Genomic DNA, 6,798 nt, shown 5'->3' with positions numbered 1-6,798 from the left:
CCACATGGCCATCCTGGTTTTTCACCAGATCCAGCGCATACCACTCGGAGAAGACGGTGGTCTTGTTCTTGACGTTCTGCTGATAGAGGGTGTGCAGCAGGGCGTGACCGGTACGGTCGGCGGCCGCTGCGGTACGAGCAGCCTGCTCGCCACCGAAATTCTTGGACTGACCACCAAACGGACGCTGGTAGACAGACCCGTTGTCGAAACGGGAGAAGGGCAAGCCCATGTTCTCCAGCTCATAGATAGCCTCGGGGCCGGTTTTGCACATGTACTCGATGGCTTCCTGATCACCGATGTAATCGGAACCTTTTACCGTGTCATACATATGCCACTGCCAGTTGTCATCGTGGGCATTGCCCAGCGCAACCGTGATCCCGCCCTGGGCGGAGACAGTGTGAGAACGGGTTGGAAAAACCTTGGACAACAGAGCGCAGCTCTTGCCGGATTGGGCAATCTGCAGCGCGGCGCGCATACCGGCACCACCGGCACCAATCACCACCGCATCAAATTCACGAGTTGGAATAGTCACCTTACACACCCCACAGCACGACGAAACCCGTCATCAGATAGACAAACAGCACCACGACCAGGGCAAATTGCAGCGCCCCGCGCAGCCCTACCGGCTTGATATAGTCAGTCAGCACCTGCCACAGACCAATCCAGGCGTGGATCAGTACGCAGAGCAGGGTCAACAGGGTGAATACTTTGGTGAATGTTTTGGCGAAGAAGCCTGCCCACACCTCGTAGGTGATGTCGTTAAACGCGACAAAGCCCACCAGATAGAGGACATAACAGGTCATGATGAGGGCGGTGGCGCGGATCAGGATGTAATCATGAATGCCGCTGCGCCCGAAGGTTGCAGAATTGGTTACCATACAAGCACTCCCGCCAATACAGCCAGGATCGCGGTGATCACGAAGGCCACGCGGGCGCTCTGATTACCGGATTCCAGCTCTTCCCAATAGCCCATATCCATGACCAGATGACGCAAGCCGCCCACAATATGGTATGCCAGCGCAGTCAGGATCCCCCACAGCACGAGTTTGACCAGGAAGTTGTCCATGATGGCAACCACGGTTTCAAACCCTTCGGGAGAGGCGAGTGAAGTACCAAGCATCCACAGCAAGATGCCCAGTGCAACAAAGGTAATGACCCCTGAAACACGGTGCAGGATGGATGCAATGGCAGTGACAGGAAAGCTGATCGTCTGTAGGTCGAGGTTGACCGGTCTCTGTTTGTTTTTCACGCTTGCCCACTCAGCTCCATTGAGCACGTTAGTTATTGTTTTAACTCACACTTGAGGGCACGGAATGGTGATTGTTGGTTTTTTGTTACCAAAACACTCTGAAAAAGCCAAAACGCGAGTTTTCGGTTTCACATAAGGCTTTGCCAAAGCGTTTCAAACACCCGCAGCCATGACCCACGTGGCGCAGTATATCGGCGGCCTTAACCGAAGACAATCAATTAGCTACAAAGAAAACACAAAACCGCAAACTCGATCGCATATTTAATTTAACATTTCATTAATGCCATTAATGGGGTTCCAGCAAAATTGACATTGATAAGGAACTCTGTTTCAAATAAGGCGCTCCAGCCACTTCGGTATGGGTAACAACCTTTGCCAGCGTCATAAAAGTCGTAATAGAGTAGGACTGGAACCAAATTATAAAGAGCAAAGGAGACGTGCTATGGCTGATAAGATAGCCACCCTACACCTGCCCGGAAAAGATCCGGTCGAACTGCCGATCCTCTCCGGCACCATCGGCCCGGATGTCATCGATGTCAGAAAATTGGGATCACAGGGGTATTTCACCTTTGACCCCGGTTTTATGGCCACCGGTTCTTGCAAATCTGCCATTACCTACATTGACGGGGATCAGGGTGTCTTGCTGCACCGTGGTTACCCCATCGCCCAGTTGGCCACCCAGGCCACCTATCTGGAAGTCTGCTATATCCTGCTGTACGGCGAAGCGCCGACCAAGGCGCAATATGCCGAATTCGAACGCCTGGTCACCCGCCACACCATGGTGCACGAGCAGATCGCCTTCTTCTTCCGCGGCTTCCGTCGCGACTCCCACCCCATGGCCATCATGTGCGGTGTAGTCAGCGCCCTCTCCGCCTTCTATCACGATGCTCTCGACATCAATAACGAGCAGCATCGCGAGATCTGCGCCTTCCGTCTGCTCTCCAAGATGCCGACTCTGGCAGCCATGTGTTACAAGTACTCCATCGGCCAGCCGTTCATGCAGCCGCGTAACGCCCTCTCCTATGCCGGTAACTTCCTGCACATGATGTTTGGCGTGCCGACCGAAGAGTACAAGGTCAACCCCATCGTTGAACGCGCCATGGATCGTATCTTTACCCTCCATGCGGATCACGAGCAGAACGCCTCCACTTCCACCGTTCGTCTGGCTGGCTCCTCCGGTGCCAACCCGTTCGCCTGTATCGCCGCGGGGATCGCCTCCCTGTGGGGACCGGCCCACGGTGGTGCCAACGAAGCCTGCCTGCGCATGCTGGAAGAGATCGGCTCGGTGGATCGCATCCCCGAGTACATCGCCAAGGCCAAGGACAAGAATGATCCGTTCCGTCTGATGGGCTTTGGTCACCGCGTCTACAAGAACCACGACCCCCGTGCCACTGTGATGCGCGAAACCTGCCACGAAGTACTGACCGAGCTGCAGATCAAGGATCCGCTGCTGGACGTAGCCATGGAGCTGGAGCGTATTGCGCTCTCCGACCCCTACTTCGTCGAGAAGAAACTCTACCCGAACGTGGACTTCTACTCCGGCATCATCATGAAGGCGATCGGCATCCCGATGAGCATGTTCACCGTGATCTTCGCCATCTCCCGCACCATCGGCTGGATTGCGCACTGGAACGAGTTCCACTCAGACCCGGACAGCAAGATTGGTCGCCCACGCCAGCTCTACGTAGGCCACCCGCTGCGCGAGTTCACTCCACTCGAGCAGCGCTAACCACTGCGCTGATATGGTTTGTTACAAAGGCGGTCATTGACCGCCTTTTTGTTTGCCGCTCTAATGCCCCCTTTCGCGTTAAGGAGTCCATTATGAAACCACTGTTTATCAGCGCAGCCTTGCTGCTGACCGCCTGCCAGAGCACCCCCGCCCCGTCACAGGGGGAGACCCTCTATATCAACAGCCAGCTGGTCGATTGCGTCGGAGTTGGCCCGATGCAGTGCATGCAGGTTCGCAGTGATGAGCAGCAGCCCTGGACGCTGTTCTACCAGAATATTGAAGGTTTCCAGTTCGAGCTGGGTTACCGCTACCAGCTCACTGTCAGCAAGGAGCAGCTCACCGATGTGCCGGCCGATGCCCCCTCCCTGCGCTATCGGCTGATCAAGGTGGTGAACAAGGTCGCCAGCAAGTAACAAACACGATCAAAAAAACGGGGGATGGCTGATGCCATCCCCCGTTGGTTTATGGGTACTGCGCCTCATCAGGCACGATCAGGTCGGCGCCAGCGCCATATGCAGCAGCGGATAGGGCTTGCCCTGACCATCCAGCGGCGAACGACCCGTCACGGTGAATCCCATCTTCAGATAGAAGCCCACCGCCTGTTCGTTCTGCTCGTTGACGTCAACCTGCGTCGCGCCGCCCTGCGTGATGGCATGGGCCACCAGCAAACGCCCCACGCCACTACCGCGCGCCTCGGGAGCCACAAACAGCATCTCTATCTTGCCATCGCATAGCCCGTAAAAACCGGCAATGCGCCCCTCCTCCGTCCGGGCACAGTGCAGTGTCACCGCATCGAAGTAGTGCTCCAGAATAAGCGGTTTAAGCGCCAGGATCTCGGCCTCGGGCAGGAAGTGGTGGGTCGCCCGCACCGAAGCCTCCCACAGATCGATCAGGGCCGGATAAGCGGCCCGCGTTGCAGTATCAATCTTCATCAATGACTCTTTGTTGCAGCCCACAGGATGGCAGTAGCCTCCCCGCGGGCCAATCTGATTAACGCGCCTGCACCGCCTGCAGCAGCACCGACATATCAGCGCCAAAGTTGCGGCTGCGGATCGCTTCGCGAATATCCGCTTCGCTATAACGGCTGCCCGGATAGACCACCACGCAGGAGGTGTCGCCCGGTTTGAGGAAGTGGGTCTCGCCAAACGGGGTATAGCGGGTGGCACCGATACTAATGAGCGCATGGGGAGGATGTCCCGCCTGCGCCAGCAGTCCCTGAATGTGCTCCGCCGGCCCCTCATCCTGCTGATGATTGAACTTGTCGATGGCCCAGTCGAGCAGCTTGCAGTGGAAGTAGCTGTAGTCGATGGCGGCGCTGTCTACCCCGTAAGCGTGCAGCTCGCCATCCCGCTCCAGATAGCAAGCGATGCGATAGTCATCGAGCTCGCAACCGGCGGCAAAACCGGAAAGCGGCAGCAGGTTGGCCGCCAACCCCTTGCTCTCTTCGCCCCAGTTCTTCTTCTCGCTGATCTTCTTGGCGTTGGGACGGCGGATGGAACAGTCGTTATAGGCACCAAAGGCGCGGGGATGGATCGCCACCACCTGCTTGCCGGCATACTCCAGCTCGCACCAGAGGGCTACTTCCGGCTCGATCTGCACCTTCTCGTCACCGCTGACCGCCGCTTCCGGCAGGAAGATCGCCTTGTCGCTCAACGGGAATACCCCGAGCTGACCCGGATGGCCCGGCACGAAGAAGGGGAACAGCGCCTTGGGCGCTGTGGTGTCGCGCACGACTACGGCTACGAAGTCCGATGCTTCACCCGCCTGCTCCAGATGACCGGCGAAATTGCCCGCGACCCCGAGTCCGATAAATTTGCTCTCTGCTGCTATCTGCATCTTGCTCACCTGCATCTTGCCCACGCAAGGTAGCAGGCCCGTCGCCCACTACCGCTAAAGTGGCAAGATTAAACCACAAGGGCCACGCCTTCGCCCAGTCCGGCCCTGTCGTGGTGTGCGCCAGTCCACTTTTTTAGGGACGAGAAGGCTGTGGCGAACCAGCGATTGCGCACTCATTCAGCTACGCAGTCACCGCACTGGAAACAGTGCGTTTCCGGCCTATCCCCTCTTTCTACTTGGGACTCAACTTCATCTTTGTTAGGCTGCCGGCATGCAAAACAACTGTGCGCTTGAGTGCGCCACTGCTCATCACGACAACCCCATTGGAGAGAAAACGGATGATCGACAAACTCGCCTGGCTCACCTTTAAAGATCAGCAGCTGCTCTGCGCCCGCTCCCACGGCAAGGACATCTATTACATCCCAGGCGGCAAGCGGGAACCGGGCGAGAGCGACGAGGCGGCGCTGATCCGCGAGATTGCAGAGGAGCTGGCTGTCACCCTACAGCCCGATACCCTGCGCTTTGTCTGCGAGTTCAGCGCTCAGGCAGATGGCAAACCGGCAGGAATCGAGGTGAGACTGCGCTGCTACACAGGCGAAGCTAGCGGCACCCCAATCGCCTCGGCCGAAATTGCCGAGCTGCGCTGGCTCGATAGCTCTCACCTCGATGAGCTCTCCCCCGTCTCCCGCCTGCTGTTTACCTGGCTGGTTGAGCAGGAGCTGATCCGCTGACAAGCCGTACTCGCGGCGAGCATAAGTACCTACCTCATATGAACCAACGGTGGCAATCAGCCACATAACAGCGCAACGACAAGGGTGTCAGATGAACATTGTGGAAGTTAAGAGCGCAGCAACCTACCAAAGCGCGCTCATCACCCTGCTGCAAGATTGTGTCGATAGCGGCGCCTCGGTCGGTTTTTTACCGCCGCTGACCATGGAGGAATCTACCCGCTACTGGCAAGGAGTTGACGCGGATCTGGCGGCAGGTCACCGAAAGCTGTGGCTTGCCCTTGAGCAGCAACAGATAGTAGGAGCGATTCAGCTCGCGCTCTGTGGCAAGGCCAACGGTCGCCACCGGGCCGAAGTGGAAAAACTGATGGTACTGCAAACGGCGAGAGGCAAAGGTGTCGGTCGTGCGCTGATGCAGGCCTTGGAACAAGGCGCCCATGCCGCGGGCCGTTCACTGCTGGTGCTGGATACTCGCGCCGGTGATGTGGCCTCCCACCTCTATCGTCAACTCGGCTATCTGGAAGCGGGCCAGATCCCGAGCTTTGCACGCAACGCCGATGGCTCCCTTGCTGCGACCGTCATCTTCTACAAACCGCTCTGACCATCCCCTATCCCTTATCCAAATACAAGCAGGGCCGCACCAAGCGGCCCTGCTTGTTGCCAGCGTGACTGTTTGTTGCAGCAGTATGGCTTGCGACGGATTGCCACGATACGGCCAGTGCTCCTGTATGCCTCAACACCGCCAATCGCCGCCCCAAAATACAGCCAAACAAATAGAAATATTAATTAATGATTAAAACGCCCCCCTTTTCTTCTTCATCTATTGCCTCATCAGGCGTATCGTAAGAGACCCATTTGATAATCAATTTTATGCTATTCACTGCCTTGAGGAATAATGGATGCCCACTTTGCCCCGTACAGTTACCTCCCCCAAAAAGTTCATCATCGGTCAGCACCTTCTCCCGCAACTCCATGAGCACGTTAAAGATTTTGGTGACTATGCGTTGCTCATCAGCGATGAGTTCATTCTGGAGCGGGTACGGGAAGAAGCTTTGGCGGGGCTCCTGCAGGCAGGCCTCAGGGGAGTGGTCGACAAGTTTCGCTACGAATGCACCGAACAAGAGATCCACCGCCTGACCCACCTTGCAGAGCAATATGGTGCGAACGTGATTGTCGGGATCGGCGGCGGCAAGACGCTGGATGTCGCCAAGGCCGTGGCCTTCTATCTGCGCCGTCCGGTTGTGCTGTTCCCGACG

At 57.1% G+C, this 6,798-nt stretch carries 9 protein-coding genes and 1 pseudogene; 5 read left to right on the top strand and 5 right to left on the bottom strand.

The window, feature by feature from the left end; all coding sequences use genetic code 11:
- The 3 genes and pseudogenes from AACS18_RS23455 to sdhC form a co-directional block, all read right to left on the bottom strand.
- Window positions 1–475, bottom strand: a pseudogene (locus AACS18_RS23455) (FAD-binding protein); the annotation flags it as partial.
- A 58-nt stretch (window positions 476–533) separates the two neighbouring features.
- On the bottom strand, window positions 534–878 hold the full coding sequence (gene sdhD, locus AACS18_RS12910) for a succinate dehydrogenase, hydrophobic membrane anchor protein (RefSeq protein WP_108614359.1): 345 nt from the start codon (window positions 876–878) through the stop codon (window positions 534–536).
- The gene (sdhC, locus tag AACS18_RS12905) at window positions 872–1,249 is read right to left on the bottom strand and encodes a succinate dehydrogenase cytochrome b556 subunit (RefSeq protein WP_005333571.1); all 378 of its coding nucleotides are present in this window, start codon (window positions 1,247–1,249) and stop codon (window positions 872–874) included. Before sdhC ends, sdhD begins: the two co-directional genes overlap by 7 nt.
- A 442-nt stretch (window positions 1,250–1,691) precedes the next feature.
- On the opposite strand from sdhC, the gene AACS18_RS12900 reads away from it, so the two are divergent.
- Together AACS18_RS12900 and AACS18_RS12895 are read left to right on the top strand one after the other, a co-directional pair.
- The gene (locus tag AACS18_RS12900) at window positions 1,692–2,978 is read left to right on the top strand and encodes a citrate synthase (protein WP_005333572.1); all 1,287 of its coding nucleotides are present in this window, start codon (window positions 1,692–1,694) and stop codon (window positions 2,976–2,978) included.
- A 92-nt stretch (window positions 2,979–3,070) separates the two neighbouring features.
- On the top strand, window positions 3,071–3,391 hold the full coding sequence (locus AACS18_RS12895; protein WP_108614358.1) for a DUF4377 domain-containing protein: 321 nt from the start codon (window positions 3,071–3,073) through the stop codon (window positions 3,389–3,391).
- Window positions 3,392–3,469: 78 nt separating this feature from the next.
- Here the strand turns inward: AACS18_RS12895 and AACS18_RS12890 are convergent, their stop codons facing one another.
- Complete coding sequence (locus tag AACS18_RS12890) at window positions 3,470–3,910, bottom strand: acetyltransferase (RefSeq protein ID WP_108614357.1); 441 nt, start codon at window positions 3,908–3,910, stop codon at window positions 3,470–3,472.
- Between the two features lie 58 nt (window positions 3,911–3,968).
- Window positions 3,969–4,814, bottom strand: coding sequence for a DUF5718 family protein (locus tag AACS18_RS12885; RefSeq protein ID WP_108614368.1), 846 nt, complete (start codon window positions 4,812–4,814; stop codon window positions 3,969–3,971).
- A gap of 338 nt (window positions 4,815–5,152) precedes the next feature.
- Between AACS18_RS12885 and AACS18_RS12880 the strand changes: the two genes are divergently transcribed.
- The 3 genes from AACS18_RS12880 to AACS18_RS12870 all read left to right on the top strand — a co-directional run.
- Window positions 5,153–5,545 (top strand): NUDIX hydrolase, encoded by a 393-nt coding sequence (locus AACS18_RS12880; RefSeq protein WP_108614356.1) that lies wholly within the window; start codon window positions 5,153–5,155, stop codon window positions 5,543–5,545.
- 91 nt (window positions 5,546–5,636) lie between these two features.
- Window positions 5,637–6,143 carry a GNAT family N-acetyltransferase gene (locus tag AACS18_RS12875; protein WP_108614355.1) on the top strand — a complete coding sequence of 169 codons (507 nt, stop codon included), beginning with the start codon at window positions 5,637–5,639 and terminating at the stop codon, window positions 6,141–6,143.
- 298 nt (window positions 6,144–6,441) lie between these two features.
- Window positions 6,442–6,798 (top strand): iron-containing alcohol dehydrogenase (locus AACS18_RS12870; RefSeq protein WP_258228932.1); only part of this gene is annotated, 357 nt, incomplete at its 3' end.

It is taken from the genome of Aeromonas sp. HMWF015, from assembly GCF_963878965.1.
GTDB lineage: Bacteria > Pseudomonadota > Gammaproteobacteria > Enterobacterales > Aeromonadaceae > Aeromonas > Aeromonas veronii.
Note: the sequence above shows the minus strand (reverse complement) of the source record. Positions and strands in the feature narration are given on the sequence as shown.